Origin of the sequence: Parasphingopyxis marina, from assembly GCF_014237875.1 — a bacterium.
GTDB classification, from domain to species: domain Bacteria; phylum Pseudomonadota; class Alphaproteobacteria; order Sphingomonadales; family Sphingomonadaceae; genus Parasphingopyxis; species Parasphingopyxis marina.
Genome location: NZ_JACJVJ010000002.1, coordinates 639280 through 663394, shown reverse-complemented (window position 1 = coordinate 663394; position 24115 = coordinate 639280). Strand labels below are relative to the sequence as shown.

The 24115-nt window shown below is 65.7% G+C and carries 31 protein-coding genes; 24 read left to right on the top strand and 7 right to left on the bottom strand.

The genetic code is table 11. From position 1 onward, the window contains the following. Positions 1-12: 12 nt before the first annotated feature. On the bottom strand, positions 13-1596 hold the full coding sequence (locus H6P80_RS11985) for an alanine/glycine:cation symporter family protein (RefSeq protein ID WP_221892996.1): 1584 nt from the start codon (positions 1594-1596) through the stop codon (positions 13-15). Between the two features lie 120 nt (positions 1597-1716). Between H6P80_RS11985 and H6P80_RS11980 the strand changes: the two genes are divergently transcribed. The 7 genes from H6P80_RS11980 (at position 1717) to H6P80_RS11950 (ending at position 7737) form a co-directional block, all read left to right on the top strand. Next, positions 1717-2073 carry an ArsR/SmtB family transcription factor gene (locus tag H6P80_RS11980; protein WP_185801601.1) on the top strand — a complete coding sequence of 119 codons (357 nt, stop codon included), beginning with the start codon at positions 1717-1719 and terminating at the stop codon, positions 2071-2073. Then, positions 2070-2645 (top strand): SRPBCC domain-containing protein, encoded by a 576-nt coding sequence (locus tag H6P80_RS11975; protein WP_185801600.1) that lies wholly within the window; start codon positions 2070-2072, stop codon positions 2643-2645. The genes H6P80_RS11980 and H6P80_RS11975 overlap by 4 nt, the downstream gene beginning before the upstream one ends. Positions 2646-2695: 50 nt before the next feature. Next, positions 2696-3253, top strand: a complete 558-nt coding sequence (locus H6P80_RS11970) for a DUF4287 domain-containing protein (protein ID WP_185801599.1) — start codon at positions 2696-2698, stop codon at positions 3251-3253. A 48-nt stretch (positions 3254-3301) separates the two neighbouring features. Continuing rightward, positions 3302-3775, top strand: coding sequence for an MgtC/SapB family protein (locus H6P80_RS11965; RefSeq protein ID WP_185801598.1), 474 nt, complete (start codon positions 3302-3304; stop codon positions 3773-3775). Between the two features lie 129 nt (positions 3776-3904). After that, positions 3905-5098 (top strand): PepSY-associated TM helix domain-containing protein, encoded by a 1194-nt coding sequence (locus tag H6P80_RS11960; RefSeq protein WP_185801597.1) that lies wholly within the window; start codon positions 3905-3907, stop codon positions 5096-5098. 92 nt (positions 5099-5190) lie between these two features. Then, positions 5191-6969: a patatin-like phospholipase family protein gene (locus tag H6P80_RS11955; protein WP_185801596.1), complete on the top strand. Its 1779-nt coding sequence runs from the start codon at positions 5191-5193 to the stop codon at positions 6967-6969. 42 nt (positions 6970-7011) lie between these two features. Next, positions 7012-7737 (top strand): CPBP family intramembrane glutamic endopeptidase, encoded by a 726-nt coding sequence (locus tag H6P80_RS11950; RefSeq protein ID WP_235973876.1) that lies wholly within the window; start codon positions 7012-7014, stop codon positions 7735-7737. Positions 7738-7801: 64 nt separating this feature from the next. On the opposite strand, the gene H6P80_RS11945 is transcribed toward H6P80_RS11950, so the two are convergent. Next, positions 7802-8434, bottom strand: coding sequence for a hypothetical protein (locus H6P80_RS11945; protein ID WP_185801595.1), 633 nt, complete (start codon positions 8432-8434; stop codon positions 7802-7804). Between the two features lie 144 nt (positions 8435-8578). Between H6P80_RS11945 and H6P80_RS11940 the strand changes: the two genes are divergently transcribed. The 4 genes from H6P80_RS11940 (at position 8579) to H6P80_RS11925 (ending at position 12522) form a co-directional block, all read left to right on the top strand. Beyond that, positions 8579-9163, top strand: coding sequence for an SOS response-associated peptidase family protein (locus H6P80_RS11940; protein ID WP_185801594.1), 585 nt, complete (start codon positions 8579-8581; stop codon positions 9161-9163). A gap of 133 nt (positions 9164-9296) precedes the next feature. Further along, positions 9297-10526, top strand: coding sequence for a GGDEF domain-containing protein (locus tag H6P80_RS11935; RefSeq protein ID WP_185801593.1), 1230 nt, complete (start codon positions 9297-9299; stop codon positions 10524-10526). Between the two features lie 144 nt (positions 10527-10670). Then, positions 10671-11201, top strand: a complete 531-nt coding sequence (locus tag H6P80_RS11930) for a hypothetical protein (RefSeq protein WP_185801592.1) — start codon at positions 10671-10673, stop codon at positions 11199-11201. After that, positions 11194-12522, top strand: a complete 1329-nt coding sequence (locus H6P80_RS11925; RefSeq protein ID WP_185801591.1) for a DNA-packaging protein — start codon at positions 11194-11196, stop codon at positions 12520-12522. Before H6P80_RS11930 ends, H6P80_RS11925 begins: the two co-directional genes overlap by 8 nt. 4 nt (positions 12523-12526) lie before the next feature. On the opposite strand, the gene H6P80_RS11920 is transcribed toward H6P80_RS11925, so the two are convergent. Then, positions 12527-13087 (bottom strand): hypothetical protein, encoded by a 561-nt coding sequence (locus H6P80_RS11920; protein WP_185801590.1) that lies wholly within the window; start codon positions 13085-13087, stop codon positions 12527-12529. Between the two features lie 49 nt (positions 13088-13136). Here H6P80_RS11920 and H6P80_RS11915 point away from each other — a divergent pair, with 49 nt between their 5' ends. Genes H6P80_RS11915 through H6P80_RS11905 form a run of 3 tightly spaced genes read left to right on the top strand, consistent with a single transcriptional unit; the run spans position 13137 to position 14943 of the window. After that, positions 13137-14249 (top strand): phage portal protein, encoded by a 1113-nt coding sequence (locus tag H6P80_RS11915; protein ID WP_185801589.1) that lies wholly within the window; start codon positions 13137-13139, stop codon positions 14247-14249. Continuing rightward, on the top strand, positions 14246-14560 hold the full coding sequence (locus tag H6P80_RS11910; protein WP_185801588.1) for a DUF6127 family protein: 315 nt from the start codon (positions 14246-14248) through the stop codon (positions 14558-14560). The genes H6P80_RS11915 and H6P80_RS11910 overlap by 4 nt, the downstream gene beginning before the upstream one ends. Further along, positions 14557-14943, top strand: coding sequence for an HK97 family phage prohead protease (locus H6P80_RS11905; protein ID WP_185801587.1), 387 nt, complete (start codon positions 14557-14559; stop codon positions 14941-14943). The genes H6P80_RS11910 and H6P80_RS11905 overlap by 4 nt, the downstream gene beginning before the upstream one ends. Here H6P80_RS11905 and H6P80_RS11900 read toward each other — a convergent pair whose 3' ends face one another. Continuing rightward, positions 14944-15432 carry a DUF2165 domain-containing protein gene (locus H6P80_RS11900; RefSeq protein ID WP_185801586.1) on the bottom strand — a complete coding sequence of 163 codons (489 nt, stop codon included), beginning with the start codon at positions 15430-15432 and terminating at the stop codon, positions 14944-14946. 141 nt (positions 15433-15573) lie between these two features. Here H6P80_RS11900 and H6P80_RS11895 point away from each other — a divergent pair, with 141 nt between their 5' ends. Continuing rightward, the gene (locus tag H6P80_RS11895) at positions 15574-15978 is read left to right on the top strand and encodes a hypothetical protein (RefSeq protein ID WP_185801585.1); all 405 of its coding nucleotides are present in this window, start codon (positions 15574-15576) and stop codon (positions 15976-15978) included. Here the strand turns inward: H6P80_RS11895 and H6P80_RS11890 are convergent. Next, entirely contained in the window at positions 15975-16247 is a 273-nt protein-coding gene (locus H6P80_RS11890) for a DUF3297 family protein (protein ID WP_185801584.1), read from the bottom strand. The genes H6P80_RS11895 and H6P80_RS11890 overlap by 4 nt on opposite strands. Positions 16248-16304: 57 nt before the next feature. After that, positions 16305-16808, bottom strand: a complete 504-nt coding sequence (locus H6P80_RS11885) for a hypothetical protein (protein WP_185801583.1) — start codon at positions 16806-16808, stop codon at positions 16305-16307. A gap of 154 nt (positions 16809-16962) precedes the next feature. Here H6P80_RS11885 and H6P80_RS11880 point away from each other — a divergent pair, with 154 nt between their 5' ends. The 5 genes from H6P80_RS11880 to H6P80_RS11860 all read left to right on the top strand — a co-directional run bounded on the left by H6P80_RS11880 (position 16963) and on the right by H6P80_RS11860 (position 19988). After that, entirely contained in the window at positions 16963-18135 is a 1173-nt protein-coding gene (locus tag H6P80_RS11880) for a phage major capsid protein (protein ID WP_235973875.1), read from the top strand. A gap of 213 nt (positions 18136-18348) precedes the next feature. After that, a complete protein-coding gene (locus tag H6P80_RS11875) occupies positions 18349-18630 on the top strand; it encodes a phage fiber-tail adaptor protein (protein WP_185801582.1) in 282 nt (93 codons plus the stop codon). Continuing rightward, a complete protein-coding gene (locus tag H6P80_RS11870) occupies positions 18630-19172 on the top strand; it encodes a head-tail connector protein (protein WP_185801581.1) in 543 nt (180 codons plus the stop codon). The genes H6P80_RS11875 and H6P80_RS11870 overlap by 1 nt, the downstream gene beginning before the upstream one ends. After that, positions 19169-19561 (top strand): tail completion protein gp17, encoded by a 393-nt coding sequence (gene gp17, locus H6P80_RS11865; RefSeq protein WP_185801580.1) that lies wholly within the window; start codon positions 19169-19171, stop codon positions 19559-19561. Before H6P80_RS11870 ends, gp17 begins: the two co-directional genes overlap by 4 nt. A 19-nt stretch (positions 19562-19580) precedes the next feature. Beyond that, entirely contained in the window at positions 19581-19988 is a 408-nt protein-coding gene (locus H6P80_RS11860) for a phage tail tube protein (protein ID WP_185801579.1), read from the top strand. A 15-nt stretch (positions 19989-20003) separates the two neighbouring features. Here the strand turns inward: H6P80_RS11860 and H6P80_RS11855 are convergent, their stop codons facing one another. Beyond that, positions 20004-20603, bottom strand: coding sequence for a pyridoxamine 5'-phosphate oxidase family protein (locus H6P80_RS11855; RefSeq protein WP_185801578.1), 600 nt, complete (start codon positions 20601-20603; stop codon positions 20004-20006). Positions 20604-20664: 61 nt separating this feature from the next. Here H6P80_RS11855 and H6P80_RS11850 point away from each other — a divergent pair, with 61 nt between their 5' ends. From H6P80_RS11850 to H6P80_RS11835, 4 genes are read left to right on the top strand one after another with little or no spacing between them, the layout of a single operon-like run. Continuing rightward, complete coding sequence (locus H6P80_RS11850) at positions 20665-20985, top strand: gene transfer agent family protein (RefSeq protein ID WP_185801577.1); 321 nt, start codon at positions 20665-20667, stop codon at positions 20983-20985. Next, positions 20982-21185, top strand: coding sequence for a phage tail assembly chaperone (locus H6P80_RS11845; protein WP_328805000.1), 204 nt, complete (start codon positions 20982-20984; stop codon positions 21183-21185). The genes H6P80_RS11850 and H6P80_RS11845 overlap by 4 nt, the downstream gene beginning before the upstream one ends. Then, on the top strand, positions 21178-21756 hold the full coding sequence (locus H6P80_RS11840; protein WP_185801576.1) for a tail tape measure protein: 579 nt from the start codon (positions 21178-21180) through the stop codon (positions 21754-21756). Before H6P80_RS11845 ends, H6P80_RS11840 begins: the two co-directional genes overlap by 8 nt. 14 nt (positions 21757-21770) lie before the next feature. Next, positions 21771-24092, top strand: coding sequence for a DUF2460 domain-containing protein (locus H6P80_RS11835; protein ID WP_185801575.1), 2322 nt, complete (start codon positions 21771-21773; stop codon positions 24090-24092). The last annotated feature ends 23 nt before the right edge of the window (positions 24093-24115 follow it).

Here is a 24115-nt window from a genome sequence, read left to right as displayed (position 1 = left end):
GGGGCGATCGCGCTAGGCGTTGTCCCCCGGCGCGATCGTCGCTTCCTTGACGAATTCGCCCGGTGTGTCGCGGCCATAATCGGGGCCGGCATCGCGGACCCCCCTGGCCAGCGCGAACACGACGCCCGAGAGCGCCATCAGCGCAACGATGTTGGGCAACGCCATCGCGGCGTTCGAGATATCGCCGAGCCGCCATACCAGCTCCAGATTCTGATAGGAGCCGATATAGATCACGAGACACCAGAGCAGCTTCCACAGGAAGTGCAGCCGCTTTTCGCCTTTCAGGCTGGCGCCGGGAACCATGTCGTAGAGATAGGTGATCGCGCGCTCGCCATAATAGCTCCAGGTCAGCAGCGTCGTGAAGACGAACAGCAGCAGCGCGACCGAGGCGATCAATGTGCCGATCGGTATCGAGGCGATTTCGAAGGGGAAGGCCGCCGCGAACGCGCCCGAGGTCATCGCGAAGCCGTTAAGGTCCGATTGCCAGGCATGCTCCACCGTCGTCACCGCGCCGGTGACGGCGTCGGTCGATGTGAATTCGCCGCTGACCGTCAGCATGACGAGCGCCGTCATCGTGCAGATGACGATGGTGTCGATAAATGTCCCCATCATCGCGAACCGGCCCTGGGCTGCCGGGTCGTTGGTTTGCGCGACGGCGTGGGCGATCGGGGTCGAGCCTTGCCCCGCCTCGTTCGAGAAGAGGCCGCGGGCGACGCCGGCGCGGATCGCGATCATGATCATCGCGCCGAGGAACCCGCCGGCCGCGGCGTCGTAGCCGAAGGCGCCGGAGAAAATCCGGCCGAAGGTTTCGGGCAGATAGGGGAAGTTGATGATCAGCGCGATGATCGCCATCAGGATATAGGCGCCGGCCATCCACGGGACGATGGTTTCGGCGACGCGGCCGATGGACTTGATGCCCCCGATGATGACCACGAACACCGCGACCGCGGCGATTGCGCCGCCTATCCGTTCCTGCAGGCCGGTAAGTTCATGGACGGAATCGCCGAAGCTGTTGGCCTGGATGCCGTTGCCGGTGACGAGCGCCGAGAACAGGGTGCCGATACAGAAGAGGATCGCCAGCCATTTCCATTTGGGCCCAAGGCCGTAGGCGATGTAGGACATGGGGCCGCCGCGATAGACGCCCTCGGCCGTGCGTTCGCGATAGCGAACGGCGAGCGAGCCTTCGGCGAAGGCGAGCGCCATCCCGAACAGGGCCGTCACCCACATCCAGAAAATCGCGCCGGGCCCGCCCAGGGTGATGGCGGTCGCGACGCCGGCCAGGTTGCCGGTGCCGACCTGGCCCGATAGCGCGGTCGAGAGCGCGGCGAAGGGCGAAATCTCGCCTTCGCCTTCCTTGTCCGATTTCTTGAAGATGCCGGCGAGCGAACTGAACAGCTTGCGCAAGGGATAGAAGCGCAGGCCGATCATGAAATAGAGGCCGGCGCCCAGCAGGATGATCACCATCGGCGGGATGGCCTGGCCCATCAGGCTGATCACCGGATCGCCATTCCAGGTGCCGCCCCAGATGAAATCGCTGACATTCGTGACTCGGTCGATCACCGCTTCCATGCCCGATGCGGGCGCGTCGGTCGTCATCTGCAGGCTCCCCGTAAAACCGTCTGTTGGCGGCAAGGTTTAACGCAACGCGGGACGATGTAAACGCGCGGTGCGCACAGGGGCGCTTGACTCGGCTCCAATATGTAATAATGTAATTACATGATTACCGAATCGGATATGGACCAACTCTTCCACGCACTCGCCCATGAAGCGCGGCGCAAGATACTGGACCTGCTGCGCGAAAAGCCGGGGCAGGGAGTGGGGGCGCTCGCCCGGTCCTTCGATGTCAGCCGGATCGCGATCATGAACCATCTGGCGGTGCTGGAAAAAGCGGGCCTGGTGGTCAGCGAGAAGGAGGGGCGGACGCGGCGGCTCTATCTGAACGCCGCGCCGATCCAGCTCATCCACGATCGCTGGACCGATGATTATAGCGCCCATTGGGCAGGCCGGGTGACCGGCATCAAATTCGCCGCCGAAGCCGCGGCGCGCAAGGCAGAGCAGGGAGAAAAGCCATGAACAGTGCGACCGGGGACACGCCCTTGGCGCAGGCCGGAACGGCCGAACGCGCCTATTACAAGGTGACGATCGAGGCACCGATCGAAACGGTGTGGAACACGCTGGTGAAGACCGACGACGCGCTACCCTTCTTCTTCGGGGCGATCTGCCGCACGCCGGGGTCGCTGGAGCCCGGCGCGCCGATCGCGATGGAAACGAAAGACGGCAAGTTCCGGAGCGTGGTCGGCGAGGTTCTCGAATTCAGCCCGCCCCATCGCTACGCCCATACGTTCAAATTCACCAATATGGAGGATGCGCCCTGCACGGTGATCTACGAGCTGAAGGCAATCGCCGGCGGTACCGAATTCACCCTGATCACCGAGAATGTGCCGGTCGGCACCAAGACCGAAAAGTCGATGGCGCAGGGCGGGCCGTTCATCACCGAAAATCTCAAATCGTTGGTCGAAACGGGCAAGCCGCTGATGAGCGGCAAGATGGTGATGATGCTCGGCCCCGTCATGGGCTGGTTCACGCCCCGGGTCTGTCGCAGCGAAAACTGGTCGTTCGATAGAATTCGGAAGCTGGAAAAGTGACATAGGCCCGCCCCGTGGAGGGGAGAAGAAATCGAGAAAGGGAGGCAAAGATGGCGACACCCGAGGAAATGGCCGCTTCGATGATCGCGAACATGCCGGAAAAGACCGGAAAGCCGCTGGACGCGTGGCTCGGCATCGTCGCGAAGGCCGGCGTCGAAAAACATGGCGCGATCGTCAAGATGCTGAAGACCGAGCACGGCATGAGCCATGGTTTCGCCAATCTCGTCGCGCACAAGGCGCTCGAAGCGGGCGGGGCGACCCAGGCCGGCGATCTGGTGGCCGCGCAATATGCGGGCGACAAGGCGGCGCTCAGGCCGATTTACGATGCCATCGTGAAGGCGGTGCAGAGTTTCGGCGCGGATGCGGAACTGGCGCCGAAAAAAACCTATGTCAGCCTGCGCCGTTCCAAGCAGTTCGGGCTTGTCCAGCCCAGTACGAAGACGCGGGTCGATCTCGGGCTGAACCTGAAGGGCGTCGAGCCATCCGGGCGGCTGGAAGCGTCGGGCAGTTTCAACGCCATGGTTTCGCACCGCGTGCGGCTGGAACGGCCCGGCGACGTCGATGGCGAGGTGAAGGGATGGCTGAAAGACGCCTATGGCCGGGCCTGATCGCGCAGGCCCGGCGCAACCATTTTCCCGCACGGCCGTTTCTCGGTGATGGACTGGTTGCCCGGCAACGCCGAAACGGCGGAAACCCTGTTGGAAATATCCATGCGGCTCGGCATCGCCGTGCTTTTGTGCGGCATTCTGGGCCTGGAGCGAGAGCGCAAGGAGCGCCCTGCGGGGCTACGCACCTATATGATGGTCGGCCTCGCCGCCGCGCTCTTCACCGTGATCACGGTCGAGATGAGCCTCGGCCTTTCCGACGAACAATCCGGTATCCGATCCGACCCCATCCGCATCATCGAAGCCGTGACGGCCGGGGTCGCCTTTCTGGCCGCCGGCACGATCATCATTCGCCGCGGCGATGTTTCCGGGCTGACAACCGGCGCGGGCATGTGGATGTCGGGCGCCATCGGCGTCGCCTGCGGTGCCGGCTATTATGCGGTCGCTTCCGTCGCCACCGTGCTGGCGCTGGTGATCTTCGTGATCGTGCGGCTGTTCGAGAATCGCCTGCCGAAAAAGGAATAGCGGCGCCGTATTGTTGCTATTGAGATTGACTTGCAAAAGCAGAACGCTATGGCGGCGGCCATGGCGACAGTTGCACGATCGGCGAATCTGGACGAAAAGCCCCTCCGCATAAAGAGGAGCCGGGCCCGCATGTGGTTCCGAATACACAGTTTTATCGGGCTCGGCCTGTCGCTGGTCTTCGCCTTCGTCTTCCTTACCGGCACGCTCGCCGTTTTTTCGAGCGAGATCGACTGGCTGCTGACGCCGGAATCGCGCGTCGCGCCATCGAGCGTAAGCGGGGAAACGAACTGGGCCGCCGTGGCGCGGTCCGCCGCCGATTACGAGCCGGATCTCGCCTTCGACCTGATCGAGGCGCCGGTTTCGCCGATCTTCGCCGCCGAAGTCTATATGACCCGGCCCGATGGCGGGCTGCGCGTGCTGTACGTCCATCCGGAGACCGGCGCGGTGCAGGGCGAGGGCGCGATGCTCAGCGCCAAGGCACTGCTGCGCCAGGCCCATCGCAACTGGCTGCTGCCCGATCGTATCGGCATCCCGCTGGTGACCCTGACCAGCCTGTTCCTGCTGGGGAGCCTGATCAGTGCCATGATCGTCTACAAGCGCTGGTGGCGGGGCTTTCTCGCCTGGCCGCGGCGCGGACGCGGCAGCCGGGCCTTTTGGGGCGATCTCCACCGGTTCGTCGGCGCCTGGAGCCTGGCCTTCGGTTTCGTCTTCGCGCTGACCGGCGCCTGGTACCTGGTGGAGCAGCTCGCGGCGCCCGCGCCGGCCTTCGAAACCCCGTTCGTCGACGATGTAAAGCTGACCAACCGGGAGGTCGCCCGCGCGTTGCCGGAAGCTCTGGCGCTCGCCCGGCGCGACTATCCCGAGCTTTCGGTCCGGCAGATCGGCTGGCCGGGCCCTGCAGGCTCCGCACTCGGCTTTTACGGGCAGGACGGCACGCTGCTCGTCCGCCCGCGCGCCAATGCGATCTTCGTCGATATTTTCGGCAACAAGGTGGCGGGGCGGCATTCGGGGAGCGATGCGAGCGCTCACCAGCGGATTTCCGAGGCCGCCGACCCCGTCCATATGGGGAATTTCGCCGGTTACTGGTCGAAGACGCTCTGGTTCCTGGCCGGCGCGCTGCTGACCCTGGTCGCGATGTCGGGCGCGGTAATCTACGCCAAACGCGCTGCCGCGGGGGGCAGGGCGGCGTCCGCCGACGCCCCGCGCGGCCGCTGGGGCTGGCTGTCGCTGCGCAAGGGCATCGGGCTGAGCCTGTTCATGCTGGCGATGTTGCTGATCGCCGCCGGATTGCAACTTCCCGGGCTGATCGCACTGATGCGTTAGCTGCTCTCTTCCCAATCGCGCACAAAGTCCGCTAGAACGAAGGCATTACCCACCAGAGGGTCGCACCCGGGGGACTTGAGAGGGGCGCGAGGATGGCGAACGACTTTTCACAGGTCGAGGCTTTTGCAGGGCTTGACGAAGCCGCGCTGCAGGCCTTGCAGAATGCCGCGAAGGCCGTCCCCATAAAGGGCGGCGATTATCTGGTACGCTACGGCGAGGAAGCCGATGCGCTGTTCCTCGTGCTGACGGGCCGCTTTTACGTGCAGCTGCCCAATGGCCGCGTGGTCGCGGAAATCGGGGCCGGGGAGCCGGTCGGCGAGCTTGCCTTCTTCTCCGGCGGCACCCGCACGGCCGATGTCCGCGCCAGCCGCGACAGCACGGTCTACGAACTGTCCCGCGATGCCTATGACGGCGTCGTCGCCGAGCACCCGAAAATCGCCGATGGTATCCTCGCCGCGGTTTCCGAGCGCCTCGCCATCGCGACCCGCTCCGCCCAGGCGATGGAAGCGAAGCCCGGCAAGGTTCTCGCGCTCATCACATCGGCCAATACCGGCCTGCCCGAAGGCTTTGCCGAGCGGATCTGCGTGGCGCTGCAGCATCATGGCGAACCGCGCATGGTGACGATCGCCGACAAACCCGCCGGAATCGTGCCGGACAGCGAGGGTTTCGGGCGCTGGCTGGGCGAGCTCGAGCGTAGTGCGAAACGCATTATTCTGGTCGCCGCCGGCGATCCCGAATGGGATCGCGCCATCGCCCGGAATTCCGACGATTTGCTGCTTGTCGCGCCTCTGTTCGAGGAGGAATGCGCGCGGTCCGAGCTCGAAGATTACGCCATACCCCTGTTCCTGCGCGCCAATCGCACGCTGATCCTGTGGCGCGAGCGCGAAGCGCAGGAAATCACCGGGTCGGGCCGCTGGCTCGATAGCCGCAATGTGAAGACCCATCATCATGTACCGCTCGATTGCGACGCGTCCTTCGCGCGGGTCGGGCGGTTCCTCAGCGGCAAGGCCAACGGCGTCGTGCTGGCGGGCGGCGGGGCGCTGGGCTGCGCGCATATCGGCGTGATGCAGGCGCTGGTCGAAAACGGCATCCCGATCGATTTCTACGGCGGCACCAGCGCCGGCGCGGCGATGGGCGGGGCGCTCGCCCAGGGGCTGACGCCCGAACAGACGATCCTGCAGATGGAGGAGATGTTCATCCGCAAAAAGGCGATGCGGCGGATGACGATCCCCGTCCATTCGATCCTCGATCCCCGGGTGTTCGACGAGGAGCTGAAGGAGCGCTATACCGAGAAGGATATCGCGGACCTGCCGTATAATTTCTTCGGCGTCTCGACGAATCTTTCGACCAACAGCGTTTACGTGCATCGCCGCGGGCCGCTCTGGCACGCGGTGCGCGCTTCGGGCTCGCTGCCGACGATCCTGCCGCCCTTCATCACCGAGGAAGGCGATATCCTGGTCGATGGCGGGGTGCTGGACAATATCCCGGTGACGATCATGCGGGAGGCCAAGGCCGGGCCCAACGTCGTCGTCTCGCTGCGCAGCGACGCGGGCGAGGACTGGCGGCTGGAAACCAAATATCACCATCTGCGCACGCGCGGGCAGCTGCTGCGCGACGTGCTGTTCCGGCGCAAGGCGAAGCAGGAATTTCCGAGCATCGTGGAGATCATGTCGCGATCGATGGTGGTTTCGAGCGCCAGCGCGGTGCGCGAAAGCCTGTCCCAGGCCGATGTGCTGCTCGTCCCGCCGGTCCCCGAAACGATGAAGATCCTCGACTGGCATCTCGGCAAGGATCTGAGCGAGGCCGCGCGCGTCTTCACCACCCAGCGGATCATCGAGAATTTGAAGCTCGCCGATATGAAGGCGGTCTGACCGGCTCTCGACTGTATTAGAATAATAATACACGAAGTGGTTTTGACCGAAACCCCGCCCGCCGCTCCGCCTTCGCCGCCGAACCGGCTCGCTATCCTCGCCGAGGTCGCCGGCTTCGTCGCGGTCGCGCTGTTGCTGCGCTACGCGATGACCTTCTTCTTCTGGCGCTATGCCGGGCCGGTGTCGCTCGGCGTGATGATCCTGCTCGTGACCTTGTATATGCGGCGGCAGGGGATCGGCTGGCGCGACATGGGGCTCGTGCCGCTGCCCGGCATCCGGGCCAAGCTGATGGTGGTGCCCATGGCGCTGCTCGCGTTCGTCGCCTTCGCTATCGCGGTGGGAGCGACGGCGTTCGGCCTGCCGGCGCTGGGCCTCGATTTCATGACCGAGCTGCCGCAGGGCGTGGAGGATCGCTGGGGAGACATACGCGGCAACCTGCCGCTGTACTTGCTCTGGGTCGCCATCGCCTGGATTTCCGCCGGTTTCTTCGAGGAAATGTTCTTCCGCGGCTATATGATCACCCGGCTGCGCGCGGCGTTCGCCGGCATCCCCTGGGGGGCGCTGCTCGCGGTGATCCTCGCGGCGCTCGTCTTCGGCTATGGCCATTTCTACTATCAGGGCTGGCGCGGGCTGATCGTGACCGGCGCGATCGGCGTCGCGTTCGGCAGCATGTTCCTGCTCTATCGCGGCAATTTATGGCCGATGATCCTGCTCCACGGCGTCGTCGACACGCTCAATTTCACGGCGCTCTATGGGGAGTGGGAGTGAGGGGGGCAGCCGCGCATTTAAAAAGCAGAGACTGAGGTAACGTCTGAGATGATCGAGGCGGAGGCTACTTGCCTTTTTTTTGAGGATGAGCTTTTCGGCGGGTACGCCGTTTCTGCGGTGGGAGAAGTTGTAAGCGAGGTTTTCGGCAGAATGGGTGTGGCCGATCAAGTAAGAGTGCCGTGTCTATGCTGATCGCATAGCTTTCTATGGCGTGGAGATCGCCGCGTAGCGACTTCCAGTATTTTGGGACGGGATTATTTTCCAGACGCTCTATCGCTGGGAGTCTCGCTCCAAATTGCCTGTGTTGGACCCCAAACTTCGGGTCAGCGTGCATTCCGACATGGGCCGCATCGTTCCGGTAACTGGACAATTTTTGCAGTGCTTGGGTGCACCAGAGAACGGCCTTCAGAAGCTGCTTTTTGTCCCTGAGCTTTGCGGTCGCCGTGACTTCAAGCAATTCGCGTTGAGCTCTATCGCTGTAAAGCAGGGACCAGATTGCGCGAGCCTTGTCTTCCTCTTGATTTGTGAACAGATCGGAAAAAATCAAATAGAGCGTGGTGTGTGCTGCGTTCCATGCAAGAACGATTTCCCCGACCATCCATGCCAGATCCCTATGCGCTTTGTTGCCTTCGCCTTCTCTTGTTCGGTTGGGATACCAACAAGGTTCACTTGCAGTGGCGCCGGAGTTCTTAGCCATGACTGATCCTAACCAAAAGAAAGAAGACGCGGTTCTGAAGCGTGTGCCAAATACGCTTTTGATGCCGCATTCGCCCATTAACAATAAGAGGTGCGCCCCGTTTAATCGCGGGTTCTGCGTCCCGCTTCAATTTTCGAGAACCTAATGTGCAACCACTATCACAATTTACCCGAAGCGCTGGCGACGATCGAAGCGTGGAAAGAATATGTCAGCCATTTCGATGAAGCGCCGCCCACCGATGTCTGGCCAAAGCGCAAGGGCGTTATCGCCCGGATAACAGACGGAGAGAGGCGGCTTGAGGCGCTCCAATGGGGCGTGCCGCTCACGATGAAGGGCAAGCGGCCCGGAACGACCGTGACGAAACGCATAACGAACGTCCGCAACCTGAAGAGCAATTTCTGGCGCTCGATGTTGGAACGACCCGAAAACCGGTGCCTTGTGCCGTTCACGCAATTTGCTGAACCGAAACCCAATGCTGGCCGGGAAGAAGTCTGGTTCACCATCTCGGACGCGGACGTGTCCGCCTTTGCCGGGATCTGGCGGGAAACCGAAGAAGGCCCGGCCTATGCCTTTCTGACTTGCGATCCGAATCCGCTGGTCAAGCCGATTCATCCCAAAGCGATGCCGGTGATCCTCCAACCCGAGGATTACGACCGATGGCTGGAAGGGGACGCGGCCGAAGCGTTTCAGGAACCATTTCCATCACAGCTGATGTCTATTGTTCCCTAGACTTGCAGCGGCGTTACCGCTGCTGAGGCCCCCCCTTGTTATGCCCCACAACCTTTTTGAAGGCTTTTTGCCCTATTCATCCGGCGGGGTTTGAGTTTCGGCTATCTGAATCAGCTTTTCGGGATGGGGTCGCGTGGACTGGTCGACGGTATTTTTGGGGATGTTCCTCGGCTTCGTGCTGCTGCCCGTCATTTACAATGCCGGGCTGTATGCGGCGATGCGCGAGCGGTTCCTCGTCTGGCACAGCGCCCGGCTGATCGCGATGGCGGTGATGGCGCTGGTCGGCACCGAGATCTTTCTCGGGGCCTGGCTCGCCGATCCCGCGCTGCGCAACCAGATCAAGCTGTTCGCGCTCGATATCGGTATCGCGATGACCGGCCCGTTCCTTGTCGCCTATGTCGAGGAAGGGAAGCTGGGGCCGCGGCTCAGGCGGGCGCTGCTCTGGTCGCCCGCGCTCATCCTCGCGGTCACCTTCATCCCCGTTCTCGCGCCCGACCAGGCGGTGCCCAACGCGATCCGCCATTTGGTCTTCCTGGGGCTGATCGCGCTGTTCATCGCCGGCAGCGTCCAGGCGCTGCGGCGGGGCAGCCGCGCGGCGCGGTTCCAATCGGCGGCCTGGTCGGTGATCATTGTCGTCAGCCTTGTCGCGGTCGGCCATGAACTCGCCTTCAACGCCGAATGGCCGCTCTGGCATTATGCGATCCTGGTCGGGCTCGCCATCGAGGTGGTGGTGAGCGCGATCGGCGTCGCCGACCGGTTCATGGGGCTGCGGGGCGAACGCGACGAGGCGATCGCCCGCGAAGCCCTGTTCGCCCAGATCGCGGCGACGGATTCGCTGACCGGCCTGCCCAATCGCCGCGGGCTCCATGCGCGGCTGCGCGACGCCGAAGCGCCGCTCCCGGCCGCCGTGGCGGTTGTCGATCTCGATCATTTCAAGCGCATCAACGACAGCCATGGCCATGCGATCGGCGATCGCGTGCTGAAAGCCGCGGCGTCCGCGCTTCTTCATGACGATATGTTCGCCGCGCGCGTGGGCGGCGAGGAATTTGCGCTGCTGCTCTACGGCGCGGACCCGGTGGCCGATGCCGATGCGGTGCGCGCGCGGATCGCCGAGGCCGCGAAGGTACGGATCGCCGAGATAGGCTGGCCGGTTTCGGCGAGCATCGGCGTATGCCCGGTCGGGGATCGGCGGGGCCTCGAGGATGCGATGCGCAGGGCGGACGAGGCATTGTACCTGGCGAAGCAGGGCGGGCGGGACCGGACGGTCGCGCTGCCGATCACGGGCCAGGGCGCCCCGGAGGGCAGGAAATCGCCGACAAAATCCGCGCGGATCGCCGCCCATGGGCTCGCTCGAGCCGGATAATATAACCAAATCGGTAAAAATATCTTGACAGCGTCACGCTGTTTGGGTACAAAAAGCGAACATCGAGAAATGTGAGTCGGGGCCGGGCGCTGGAAAGGCGCTTCCGGCCCTTTGCTTTGCACAGAGGTTTTCGGGCGAGAGTATATGGCCAGAACACAGGCGGCAACACGGCTGGCGCGCAACCATACGGGCGACGCGCCGGGCCGGGCGCAGCTTCGCGCGGTGCGGCACGACGGCTGGACCGAAAAGCGCCGGGAGATATTCCTCGAAACGCTGGCGGCGACCTGCAACATCACGGCGGCGGCGGCCGAAGCGGGCAAGACCGCGAAAACGGCGCGCGATCTTCGCAAGCGCGACCCGGCGTTCCGCCAGGCATGGGACGAGGCGATCGCGATCGCCTATGAACGGCTCGAACTCGTGATGCTCGACCGGGCGATCAACGGTACGCAAAAGCCGATCGTGCGCGGCGACAAGGAAGTCGCGACGATGACCCATTATAGCGACGCTGCCGGCCTGCGACTGCTGCAGGCGCATCGAGAAACGGCGTTGCGCCACCGCGACGGGGACGGGCGGGCCTGCGACCCGGAAGAAGCCTTTGAGGAGTTGAAGCGCCGCCTCGACGAAATGCATCGGCGGCTGAAGAGGGAGGAGGAAAGCGGCGCGAGCGATGGATGACCCGTCCATCGCGGAACAGCTGGCCCGGCTGGATCTCCCGCATCGCATGGAGCTCCTCTCGGATCTCGATCCACTGCAGCGCGCCCAATTCCTGCGCTATTGGGATATGTGGTCGCGCGGCAACCAGCGCGTTCCCCCTGGCGCCTGGCGGGTGTGGCTGCTGCTGGCCGGGCGCGGCTATGGCAAGACGCGGGCCGGGGCCGAATGGGTGCGCGGCTTCGCAAGCCGGCATGGCGCCTGCCGCATCGCGCTTGTCGGCGCGACGATGCAGGACGCGCGCGCGATCATGGTGGAGGGCGAAAGCGGGCTTCTTGCCGTCAGCGACGGGCAGGAACGGCCGAAGTTCGAACCTTCGCTCGCGCGGCTCAAATGGACCAACGGCACGATCGCCATGCTCTATTCGGCGGCCGAGCCGGAAAGCCTGCGCGGCGCCGCCCACCATCTCGCCTGGGCCGACGAGATCGCCAAATGGAAAGAGGGCGTGGCGGCCTGGGACAATCTGATGCTGGGCATGCGGCTGGGCGATTATCCGCGGGTGATGGCGACGACGACGCCGAGGCCGGTGCCGCTGGTGCGGCGGCTGCTCGCCGATCGCCAGGTGGCGGTGACGAGGGGGCGGACCGCGGATAATCGCGGCCATCTTGGCGACGGCTTCGTCGCCGCGATGACGCGCGCCTATGGCGGCACGAGGCTGGGCCGGCAGGAGCTGGACGGCGAACTGATCGAGGATGTCGAGGGCAGCCTGTGGCCGCGCACGCTGATCGAGGCGTGCCGCGCGGGGGAGGCGCCCGAGATGAAGCGCGTCGTGATCGGCATCGATCCGCCGGCCGGGGCGGGCGCCGAACAAGGATCGAGACGCTCGGACGCGTGCGGGATCGTGGTTGCCGGGCTGGGCGCGGACGAGCGCGGCTATGTGCTGGCCGATGCGAGTGTGGAGGGCCTGCGCCCCGAAGGCTGGGCGATGGCGGCGGCGCGGGCGGCGGAACGCTGGCAGGCCGACCGGGTGATCGCCGAGGCGAACCAGGGCGGGGCGATGGTCGAAAGCGTGCTGCGCGCGGTGAAGAAGCGGCTGCCGCTGCGGCTCGTCCATGCGACGCGCGGCAAGAGCGCGCGCGCCGAGCCGGTCGCCGCGCTCTACGAGACGGGCGCGGTGAGCCATGCCGGGGCCTTCCCGGCGCTGGAAGACGAGATGGCGGGAATGACGATCGCGGGCGGCTATGAAGGGCCGGGGAGAAGCCCCGACCGCGCCGACGCGCTGGTCTGGGCGTTGACGGAACTCATGCTGGGCGCCGAGGGCAGGCCGCGGGTGCGGGGGATTTAACCGGTTAGAAGGAGGGATCCATCGCCACGCACTGGCGGAGCATGGCGGCAAGGTCCGCGCTGCCCGCTACCGGAAATGCGTCGACCACTTCCCCATTGCGCGCGACAGTCAGCGTCGTTCCGGTTTCGAGGGCGTCGAGAAATTCCTGCTGGAGCAAGCCGATGCGCCAGATCGGCCGATCGGGTTCGGCCGGATCCCGGCTATCGGAAATCAAGGTGCCGATGTGGTAGGGAACAAGATCGATTTCCAGCCCCACGCCCCAGCCGCTTGATGCCTGTTCTTCCCAGGCGTCGATCGCGTCGGCGCCGGCCTCCTCGCCCGGTTCGGGGTCGGCGATCGGTTGGAGGCCGGGTCGCCAATAGAGCAGGCTGTCGGAAAGGTCGTCCCATTTGGTGAGGGCCATCATCGCATAGCTGCCGTCGTCGCGCTGATAGCGTGCGATGCAATTGTTGCCGGCTTCGCCGAAGACCCAGCCATTGTCGAATGGAACGAGCGGTTGCTCCTCTTGGGCCAAGGCGGCCACGGAGAGTGTGCAGGCCGCCAAGGCGGCAACGGATTTGAACATGAACGGTCGCCCCGGATCGTGAAACGCAACAACAAGGAAAGCCCATAATATGAAACTCTTCGGACGCAAGTCCGGGGGCGCTTCGGCGCGTCCGGCGTTGTTGCGCGCGCCCTGGGGTGCGTTGACCTTGGGCGATTGGCCGCGCGGTTACGAGGCGCAGGTGCGCGCGGCCTATTGCGAGAATGCGGTGGCCCAGCGCGCGGTGCGGCTGGTCGGCGAAAGCGCCGGCGGCGCGCCGCTGGACGGCGGCGCGCGGGAGGTCGCCCTGGCCTCCGCCACTTCCGCCGGGCAATCGCTGGTCGAGACCGCGGCGATCCATCTGCTGCTTCACGGCAATGCGTTCCTGCGCCTGCTCTGCGATGCGGACGGGGAGCCCGCCGAGCTCTACGCGCTGCGCCCCGAACGGGTGACGGTGGAGCCCGACGCGCAGGGCTGGCCTGCCGCCTTTCTCTACCGCGTCGGTGAGAGCGTGGAGCGGCTCGCGGCGAAGGACGGGCTGGGGCGCCCGGGGCTCGTGCATATCCGCGCCATGCACCCGCTCGACGACCATTACGGGCTCGGTGCCTTGGGCGCGGCGGCGGGCGCGGTGGCGATCCACAACGCCGCGACCCGCTGGAACAAGGCGCTGCTCGACAATGCCGCAAGGCCCAGCGGCGCGCTGGTCTACGATCCCGGCGATCCGGGCGCTGCGCTCTCGCCCGAACAATTCGCGCGGCTGAAGGAGGAGATGGAGGCGGGCTTCCAGGGCGCCGCCAATGCCGGCCGCCCGATGCTGCTGGAGGGCGGGCTCAAATGGCAGGCGATGAGCCTGTCGCCCGCCGACATGGATTTCGTCGGGCTGAAGGCTGCGGCGGCGCGCGAGATCGCGCTCGCCTTCGGCGCGCCGCCGATGCTGCTCGGCCTGCCCGGCGACAACACCTACGCCAATTATCGCGAGGCCAACCGCGCGCTGTGGCGGCTCGGCGTGCTGCCGTTGATGACGAAGATCCTCTCGGGCATCGCGCAGGGGCTCTCCGCCTGGTGGCCCGAGGCGCGGCTGGCGGTCGATCTCGACCGGGTGCCCGCGCTGTCCGAGGATCGCGAGCGGCTCTGGAAACAGGTCAGCGCGGCGGATTTCCTCAGCCCCGAGGAGAAGCGGCAAATGCTGGGAATCGCGCCATGACCGACGATACCGAAATGCTCACGCGCCTCGTCGCCCAGCTTGCCGATCGCGGCGGCGATCTCGTGACGATCCGCGCGGTTATCGAGGAGGCGAGCGAGATCGGCGCGGCGCGGGCGATGCACAAGCTCGGCCTGTCCGATCCGCGCGCCGCCAAGGATATCGGCGAGCTGCGCGAACTGCTCTCCGCCTGGCGGATCGCGCGGCGCGGGGCGATCCGGTCCGCGCTTGGCTGGCTCGCAAAAGCGGTGATCGCGCTGATGCTGTTCGGCTTCGCCATACGCTTCGGCCTTATGGACGGCGTCGGGCGATGAGCGGGGTGCGCTTTGCGGGCTATGCCGCCATCTTCGATCGCCCCGATCGCGGCGGCGATGTGATCCGCAAGGGCGCTTTCCGCCGCGCGCTGGGGCAGGGGGCGGATGTGCCGCTGCTCTGGCAGCATGAGCGCGGCCATGTGATCGGCCGGATCGAAAGCCTTGAGGAAGACAGCCGCGGCCTGCGGGTCGTCGCCGAGATCGGCGATCCGGTGCTGGCGGAGAGGCTGGGGCAGGGCGCGCTCGGCGGGCTCTCCTTCGGCTATCGCGTGCGTGAGGGCCGGCAGGGCGAACTGCGCGAGCTTATCGACCTCGATCTCGTCGAAGTCAGCCTCGTCGCCGTCCCGATGCAGCCGCTGGCGCGGGTGCATGCGGTCGTCTGATCAATCGTCCGGCGTATGGCAGACGAACAGGAGGACGATGGCCGACGACATGGCGTACATGAACGCGCCTTGGAGGGCGGCGATCCCGGCGGGGGTCTGCCACATCTGGAAGAAGGCGCCGCCGACGCCCATGAACAGGCCGAACCAGAGGAACAGGGCCAGGCCCGCGCTCGCAATACCGTAGCGCTTGGCGGCCTGGAATGCCGCAGGGTTCGCGTTGCGCGCGGCGAACAGGTCCCAGCCGCCCTTGATGCCGAGCAGGCCGATGGCGAGTTCGCAGGCGATGATGAACCACAGGATGACCGCGTGGAGCGCCGGGCTCGTGATCGCGAAGAACATGGTTTCGGGATAGGATTCATGCCCGGTAAGGCTGAGCGTGCCGCCGACAAAGGCCTGGGCGATTTCGAGATTGGCGATATTCTGGAGCCCGTAGAACAGGGCCTGCAGGCCGACGAACATTATCAGCAAGGATTTCAGTATCCGGATCATTTTTCGCCCCCTCCTGCAAAAATGAAGGGGAGGGTGGGACGAGACATGTAGAATGTAAAGTTGCCGTCGAGTTGCAATCGCTCACTATGAACTTTGAGGTGATGGATTGAGAACTGACCCCAACGGCGACTAATATATAATATGAGCCAATCGCAAGAGGCACTTTCTGGAACGCGGCTTCTCGCCGCCACCGCTGCTGCGGCCGCTGTCGTTGGCGTCATTTACACCGGAAATCAGCCCGCTCCGCTTATCTTTCTTCTGGGATTTGTGTTTGCCTTCGTATTTATTCTCATTATCGGGCTGCCGCTGTACGTTTTAGCACGCGCGACAATCGGAGTTAGCGCCGTGAGTGCCGCGCTGGCCGGCCTTCTAGGAGGCAAGTTATCGATGTTGATACTGGGCGGACCGAGCCGAATCTTCGAATTCGATACCGAAATTCACAGCCTCTTTCTTGGTGGCGGGTTTCTGGCCGCGATTACTTTTTATCTCGTCATGCACGGCTTTCGCTGGCGGGCCGTTTCTAGCTCGTCCGATAACGCGGCTTAGCCCTCGCCCGCATCCTCATACCACGCCTCGACTTCGCCCGAGAGCTTGATCGTCAGCGGGTTGCCGTGGCGGTCTCGGGTCTTGCCGGCCTGGACGCGGATCCAGCCTTCTGAGAGGCAATATTCCTCGACGTCGCGGCGCTCGCGGCCCTTGAAACGGATGCCTATGCCGCGCTCCAGCACCGCGGGCTCGTAAAAGTCGCTCGTCGGATTGTTGGAGAGGCGGTCCGGCGGAGTGTCAGCCGCTTTCTGTTCGGTAGGTTCGGTCATGGCGGTGCGTTTAGGGCCATTTGACGGCCAAGGAAAGCGCTTCCGGCGTGCCCGGCGCTAGCCTTCGAAGTTGGCGATCCGGCCCAGCGCGTGGTCGACGCCTTCGACGAATTCGCCGCGATCGAAATAGGCGGCGGTTTCCTCGGCGAGCTCGGCGCGGAAGTCCTCGAAATAGGCGAGGCCCTCGTCGCCGGCGAAATGGATTTCATGCTGGCTGGTGGAAACGACGATCGCCGGCATGCCGAGATCGAACGACGCTTTGCCGGCAGCCGTCCAGTGGTCGTCGCCTTCGAGGGCCTCGACCACGACTAGACCGAACGGGCCATATTCGTTGGCGAAGTCAGCGAGCCGCGCGTCGATGGCGGCGTGGGTTCCGGGATCCTCGATGCCGGTCCAGTCGGCGGCCTGCGGTTCGGTGGCGCTGTCGGGCGCATCGTCCGACACGGCGACGGCCTCGACATTGTCGCCGTCCGCGCTGGCGGCATCGGTTTCGCCCGAACAGGCGAAGAGGGTGACGGAAAGCGCAGCGAGAGTACCAGAACGAGTAATGATAGGCAGCATGGGCAGACTGATCCTCTGATTGTTTTCAATGCGATGCGTGACCCTCGCTAGGTAGGCCTGGCTTTCGCGTCAACACCGGCATCCCCGCCGGTCCTTCGCCTCCGTGCCGTCCGGCCCGGGGGTTTTTTTGTGCCCCCAACCGATGGAGAAACTGATGGATATCGAAACCAAGATGGATCCGCTCGCGGCGAGCTTCGCGGCGATGGAGGAAGCGCCGCACGAGGAGGTCGCCGAGGACGAAGCCGAGCCGACCGCCGCCGAGGCGCTGGCCGAACATATGGCCGCGATGAAGCGCTGGATGGATGCGCATACGGTGGCCGCCGCGCGTCCCGCGCTGGAAGGCACGAAATCCATGCCGCAGGGCGAGGGCGATTTCGCGCGCCGCTATCTGCGCCGCGGCCTCGAAACGGGGCTGGAGCGCAAGGCCTTCGAAGGCACGTCCGGCCCGGCGGGGGGTTATGCGGTGCCGCAGGAAATCGACGCGGTGATCGACAAGACGCTTGTGTCGATCTCGCCGATCCGCGCGATCGCCAATGTCGTGAAGGTCGGCAGCGCCGGCTATCGCAAGCTGGTGACGACCGGCGGCACGCCCTCGGGCTGGGTCGCCGAGGATGCCGCGCGGCCCGAAACCGATACACCCGATTTCGCCGAGATCGCGCCGCCGATGGGCGATCTCTATGCCAATCCGGCGGCCAGCCAGGCGATGCTCGACGATGCGGCGTTCGACGTCGAAGCCTGGCTCGCCGGCGAGATCGCGACCGAATTCGCCCGGGCGGAAGGCGCGGCCTTCGTGTCCGGCAACGGCACCAACCGGCCCGAGGGTTTGCTTAGCGGAACGATCACGGACGAGGCCGACGATGTCCGCGCCTTCGGGTCGCTGCAATATATCGCGACCGGGGCCGACGGCGCCTTTGCCGGTTCGGAGCCGGAAAACGCGCTGATCGATCTCGTCCAGGCGCTGCGTTCGCCCTATCGGCAGGGCGCGCATTTCGTGATGAACTCGGCGACCCTCTCGGCGATCCGCAAGTTCAAGACGAGCGACGGCGCGTTTCTCTGGCAGCCGGGGCTGGTTGCGGGCCAGCCCGATACGCTGCTCGGCTATCCGATCGTCGAGGCCGACGACATGCCGGACATCGCTTCGGACGAGTACGCCATCGCCTTCGGCAATTTCCGCGCCGGCTATCTGATCGCCGAGCGGGCCGAAACGGCGATCCTGCGCGATCCGTTTTCGAACAAGCCGTTCGTCCATTTCTACGCGACGAAACGCGTCGGCGGGCAGGTGTCGAACTCCGAAGCGATCAAGCTGCTGAAATTCGGGGCGAGCTGATCCTTCCCGACTTCCGTCATGCTGAACTTGATTCAGCATCCATTGGCCGATCCGTGGCGATCCGATCGCATGGGCTGCGCCAATGGATCCTGACCTTCGTCAGGATGACGGGGACGGCGGGAGAGCCTTGGCTTTCCCGCCCGCGCCGCGCCCCGTTGTCCCCCTTCCTCGGGGCGCGGCGCTTTCCTTTTCATCCCTTCGCGGGAGCCCATCATGACCCCCATATTCAAGGACCCCGACGCGGTCCTCAGCTACACCATCGCCTGGCCGGTGACGGTGCTCGACGGCGCGGCGATCGCGTCCGCCGACTGGACCGTCGAACCCGACGAGCCGGGCGGCATCGCCGCCGCCGCGCCTTTCATCGATGGCGGCGAAACCGGCGCGCAATTTTCCGGCGGCGTGCCCGGACAGGTTTATCGCGCGCGGTGCCAGATCGCCCTTTCGGATGGCCGCAGCGACGATGGCTCGGTCGTGATCCGCGTGGAGGAGAGGTGATGCGCGCGGTGGAAGCGATCCCCGCGCTCGCCCCGGTCGCGTTGGACGAAACCAAGGCCTATCTGCGGATCGCGCAGGACGAGGACGACGCGCTGCTCGCCGGGCTGATCCGCTCGGCGACGCAGGTCTGCGAACGGTTCGTCGGCCAGGCGCTGCTGACGCGCGAGGCGGAGGAGACGATCCCCGTGTCGAGCGAATGGCGGCGGCTGAGTCTGACGCCGGTCTCGGCGATCACGGCGGCGTCCGGCGTTTCCGAGGAGGGCGCGTCCTTCGCGCTGCCGGTCGAAGCCTATGCCATCGATATCGACGGCAATGGCGATGGCTGGGTGCGGGTGACATCGCCGGGCACCGCGCGGCGCGTGACCGTGACCTACAGCGCCGGCATGGGGCCGGACTGGAACGCGGTGCCCGAGCCTTTGCGCCAGGGCATCATCCGCCTCGTCGCGCATCTCTTCGCCCATCGCGACGATCCGGGCGAGCAGGGCCCGCCCGCCGCCATCGCGGCCTTGTGGCGGCCGTGGCGCCGGATGGTGTTGCGATGAGCGCCGGGATCGCGCTCGCCGCAGCGGTGCTCGTCGCGCTGCAGGATCATGCGCCGCTGCGGGGCCAGGTGAACGGTATCTACCTGACGCCGCCGGGCCGGGCGACGCCGCCCTTTGTGCTGCTCGGCGAGATCGCCTCGATCGACTGGAGCACCAAGACCGAGGCGGGCCGCGAGATCCGCTTCGCCGTGCTGGTGCGCGAGGAGGCGGAGCGGGCCGAGCGGCTGGGAAGCCTCGCCGAAGAGGCCGAGGCGGCGGTCGCCGCGATGCCCCGCGATATCGAGGGCTGGCGCATCGTCAGCCTCGCGCTCCAACGCAGCCGTATCCTCAGGACCGAGGGGCCGTGGACGGCCTCGATCGAATGGCGGGCGCGGATGCTCGCCGCGTGACTTTTCAAGGAGAAACATCATGGCAGCGGAAAAAGGTTCGGCCTTCTTGCTCAAGGTCGGCGATGGCGGTGGACCGCCCACATACAGCACGGTCGCGGGGATGCGCACGACGCAGCTCTCGATCAACGGCGAGCCGGTGGTCGTCACCAACAAGGATAGCGGGGGCTGGCGCGAATTGCTTTCGGGCGCGGGCGTGCGCTCGGTCTCGGTGACCGGGGCGGGCATCTTTACCGGGTCCGCCGCCGAGACGCGGCTCAAGAACAATGCGCTGGCCGGCGCGCTCGACGATTACGAGCTCAGCTTCGAAAGCGGGGAGCGGATGCAGGGCAGCTTCCTGATCGCCCGGCTCGACTATGCCGGCGACTATAATGGCGAGCGCAACTACACGCTGGCGCTGGAAAGCTCGGGCCCCGTCGCGAGCCTCTAAGGCGCTGGCGGGCCTCTAGCCTTCGCCGTTCAGCACCACGCCCTGGGGTTGCCAATTGTCGGGGCTCACCGGGATCCCGTGGCCCGCGACTTCGAGCCAGTCGGGCACGAAGCGGATCATCGCCGTGTTGGCGGGGAAGTCCGGCCAGAATTCGTCGAGATCGGCACCTTCGTAGAAGATGTTCGCGCGCAGCGTTTCCTCGTCGGTATGGACGGTGGCGCGGCCCATGAAGCTTGCATAATAATATTGCGCATCGTCGCTGAAATAGAGGGTCGCGCGCTGATTGGCGCGGAGCTGGGCGACTTTTCGGGTATCGGGATGGGTCGCGATCCACATCGCCATGTCATAATCGGGCGCGGACACGCCGACCGAACGGCTGCGCGGATGGCCGGCTTCGTCGACGGTGATCAGCGCGCCGACCGTGTCCTCGTCGACGATCGAACGGGCGGCCGAGATGATCACCGTCTCGTCGTTGACGCGATAGACCGCGCCGCGGGCCGGCGCGGCGGCGGGCGCTGCGTCCACCGCCTGGGCGGCGAGGCGCGCATGGACGCCGGCGATCCCGGCGATCGGCAGGGCGGACAACAGGGTGCGGCGGGAAAGCGAACTGGTCATCGGGATCTCCTCGGTGCCTGAGCGATATGCCCGGCGGAATACAGAAACAAGGAAGCATGCGATGAATGACGGTGCATCGGCCAATCCGGTTCGCGGCGAGGCGGCGATTGTCGCCGCTGGAGAAACGCTCCTGCTGCGGCCGAGTTTCGCCGCGCTGGTCGCGGCCGAGGAGGAGCTCGGCCCGCTGTTCGCGCTCGTCGAAAGGGCGGCGGAGGGGCAGCTGAGGCTCGCCGAGATCGTCACGCTGTTCTGGCACTGCCTGGCCGACCGGCCCGAGGCATTGACCCGCGAACGGTTCGGCGAGGCGGTGGCGGGGCAGGGGTTCGCGGCGGCTATGCCCGCGCTGAAGACCTTGCTCGCGCAGATCCTGCAAGGGCGGTGAGCGATACATTTGCGGTCGCGGCGCGGCGGCTCGCCGGCCTGTCCGCCATGCTTTTCTGCTGGCGACCGGCCGATTTCTGGGCGGCGACGCCGGCCGAACTGGCGGCGATCTTTGCCGCAATGCGCGGGGAAGAGCCTGAAGGCGATCCGCTGGCGCCCGGCGATTTCGCCCGGCTGATGGAGCAATATCCCGATGGATGATTTCGAAATCCCGCTCGCAACCGTGCGCGCCGATAGCCGGGCCTTTCGCCGCGATGTCGAGGAGATGCGGCGCACGCTCACCGACGGTCTCGGCGGCGCGGCCGATATTGCCGGGCGCAGGATCGAGAGCGCATTGCTGCGTGCCGTCCGCACCGGCAAGTTCGGTTTCGAGGATCTGAAACGCACCGCGCTCGCGATCCTGAGCGAAATCGCCGGGGCCTCGATCCGTACCGGGCTCGACAGCGCTTTCGGAGGCAAGGGCGGCGGCGGATTGCAGGGCGGGTTGCTCGCGATAGGCACACAGCTCGCCTCGGCCTTTCTCGGCGTGCCGGGACGGGCGGCTGGCGGACCGGTTTCGCCCGGACGCGCCTACCGGGTCGGTGAGCGCGGGCCCGAACTGTTCGTGCCGACGGCGAGCGGACGCATCGAAACGCCGTCCGCGGCGCCGGGCCGCGACGTCCGCGTCTCGATCACCCTCAACGCGCCCGAAGGCCGGGAGCCCGAGGCGCTCGCCCGTTCGGGCCGTCAGATCGCCCGCGATGTCCGCCGGGCGCTCGAACGCAGTTTCTAAGGAAAGCGAAGGCCATGCCCTATTGGCTCGCCCAGCCCGGCGACGCGATGCAGTTCGCCCATATCAAGCGGTTCGATCCGCGCTTCTGGACCGTCAATTTCGCCCAGCCGATGATGGCCTCGGTCGTCACTATCGGACCGCAATCGCTGCGCGCCGAGGCGGTCTGGTACAAGGCGGACGATCTCGCCGGGCTGATCTGGGACAGCGCCGACGCATGGGATCATCCGCTGCTCGCCTACGAAACGGCGCGCGATTATCGCGGCTGCAGACTCTCCTTCCATTGGCGCTCCGGCGGCGTGATGCCGCTCGACGCGGTCGACGGACCGACCTTGACCATCGAAGGCCGCGACGAGGGTGGCAGCCCGCGCACCTGGTATGTGCGGCTCTGGAACTATGCGAGCGGCACAACCCAAGACGCGGATATCACGCTCGATTTCGACGATCTCGACGGCGGCTTCCTGCTGCCGGGCGAGGCCGATCCGGTCTGGGCCGGGGATGTCGACCGGCTGTTCATCTCGCTGATCCCGCCTGGCTATACCGGCGCCGACACGCAATTCGCCTCGGAAGCCACCGGCTGGGTCGAGATCGAGGATATCGCCTCTACCGGCCCGGCATCGACCCTGAAGATCGGCGATACGATGCTGCCCGAACATGGCCTGCGCATCGCGACCGGCTATGACGACGCCTATAACCAGACGCCGGCGCGGCTGCTGCGGAGCGCGCTCCATCTCGGCTATCGCGACCTCATCAACCATTATGTCGGGATGAGCCATTACTACCGGCTTCGCTGGGTCGGCAGCAACGTGCGGCTTCAGCTTTCGGACGAGAAGCTCAACGCCGCCTGCATCGCGTGGCACGAAGATTTTGCCGTGCGGGCCAAGGCGCTCGGCTATGCGCTGATCTTCTCCATCTCCTACGAGGCGCTCGACAGCGTCGTTTATGACAGCTGGAAGCAGCGCGCGGAAAATGGCGATCCGGCGCTGACCTTGTGGGATCCGCCCTCGACCCTGCTGACGCCCGCGCGCCCTGCCGTCGTCACCTATATCGCCCGGGCCGCGCGCGAATTCGCGGACATCCTTGCCGCGGCCGGGCAGCCGGTGAAGATCCAGATCGGCGAGCCCTGGTGGTGGATCATGCTCGACGGCACGGATCGCATCTGCCTCTACGATGCCGATGCGCAGTCGGCGTTCGGCGAGAATCTCGTCTCGATCCCGACGGTCAAGGGCGCGATGACGCCGGAACAGGTTTCGATGCTGGACCAGGCGGGCACCATCCTGGCCGCCTCGACGGCGGCGATTGCGGCGGAGGTGAAGGACGATTACCCGGCGGCGGAGATGCACCTGCTCGTCTATCTGCCGACCGTGCTCGACGAGGCCGCGCCCGAGGCGAAGCGCGCCAATGTGCCGCCGGGCTGGGCCGATCCGGCGTTCGATGTCCTGCAGCTCGAGGATTATGACTGGGTGACGAGCGGCAATAGCGGCGCGACGGCGCGCGGTATTGCTGCGATGACGGCGCGGCTCGGTTATCCGCAGAGCCGCCAGCATTATTTCGCGGGGTTCGTGCTCACCGCCGAGGAGGACGCGCAGTGGCGCGCCATCGATGCCGCCGCCGAGGCTGGCAGGGCGCGCGGTGCCGCCGAAACCTTCTTCTGGGCGCTGCCCCAGGCCGCGCGCGACGGATTCACCCATTTCGATTCCCCCGAGGAGGATGCCGTGCAGGCTTTCGACGACGAAGTTTTTCCACTGGCGCTGGGCCGCGAGGCGATGGCGGAGCCGGGTTTCTCGACCGCGATCGTGACGACCGCATCGGGCGCCGAGCATCGCAATGCGGACTGGTCCGACGCGCGGATGCGCTACGACGCGGGGCCGGGCGTCCGCTCCGAAGAGGATGTCGGCGTGCTGATCGCCTTCTTCCGGGCCCGCCGGGGGGCGGCCCGCGCTTTCCGTTTTCGCGATCCCTTCGATCACAGTTCGAACGGCATGACCGGGACGCCGCATCCCGGCGACCAGTTTCTCGGTATCGGCGACGGCGTTTCAACCCGTTTTCCGCTTGTGAAGCGCTATGGGGAAGTCGCCGACCAGCAGCTGCGACCGATCACCCGGCCCATATCCGGCAGCGTCCGCGTCGCGCTCGACGATATCGAACAGCCGGACGGCTGGACTTTCGATGCCGGCGATATCGTCTTCGATGCCGCGCCCGCCGACACGGTGGAGATACGCGCCGGCTATCTGTTCGACGTCCCGGTCCGCTTTGCCGAAGACCGGCTGGAGATCAGCCGCGCCACCTTCCAGGCCGGGGACGCCCCGCGTGTGCCGCTGATCGAGGTGCGGCAATGATTCCTTCTCCCGCTCGCGGGAGA